Here is a 671-nt window from a genome sequence, read left to right as displayed (position 1 = left end):
GCGCCTCGATCGGGTCACCCAGCGTCGTACCCGTACCGTGCGCCTCCACCGCGTCGATCTGTTCGGGGGCGAGCCTCGCGCCGGCCAGGGCCTGCCGGATGACACGCTGCTGGGACGGGCCGTTCGGCGCCGTCAGGCCGCTGCTCGCGCCGTCCTGGTTGACTGCGGAACCCCTTACGACGGCCAGCACTTGGTGTCCCAGGCGGCGTGCGTCGGAGAGGCGCTCCACCACGAGCACGCCCGCGCCCTCGGCCCAGCCCGTGCCGTCCGCGCTCGCGGCGAAGGACTTGCAGCGGCCGTCGAACGACAGCCCGCGCTGGCGGCTGAAGTCCACGAACGTGCCAGGAGTCGCCATGATCGTCACACCGCCCGCCAGCGCCATCGAGCATTCGCCCGACCGCAGCGCCTGCACCGCGAAGTGGAGGGCGACCAGTGACGACGAGCACGCCGTGTCCACCGTCACCGCGGGCCCTTCGAGGCCCAGCGTGTAGGAGACGCGGCCGGACAGGACGCTGCCCGAGTTCCCCGTGCCCAAGTAGCCTTCCACGCCGTCCGGTACAGACTGCAGCTGGCTGATGTAGTCGTGGTACATCAGGCCCGCGAACACCCCCGTCCTGCTCCCCTTGAGCGAGTTCGGGTCGATGCCGGCGCGCTCGAAGGCCTCCCAGGAC

The 671-nt window shown here is 71.4% G+C and carries 1 protein-coding gene; it reads right to left on the bottom strand.

Going from position 1 to position 671, the window contains the following annotated elements:
* Nucleotides 1–671 (bottom strand): beta-ketoacyl synthase N-terminal-like domain-containing protein (locus tag ABEA26_RS36180; RefSeq protein ID WP_345598339.1); only part of this gene is annotated, 671 nt, incomplete at both ends.

The organism is Streptomyces marokkonensis (assembly GCF_039539045.1).
Classification (GTDB): domain Bacteria; phylum Actinomycetota; class Actinomycetes; order Streptomycetales; family Streptomycetaceae; genus Streptomyces; species Streptomyces marokkonensis.
Note: the sequence above shows the minus strand (reverse complement) of the source record. Positions and strands in the feature narration are given on the sequence as shown.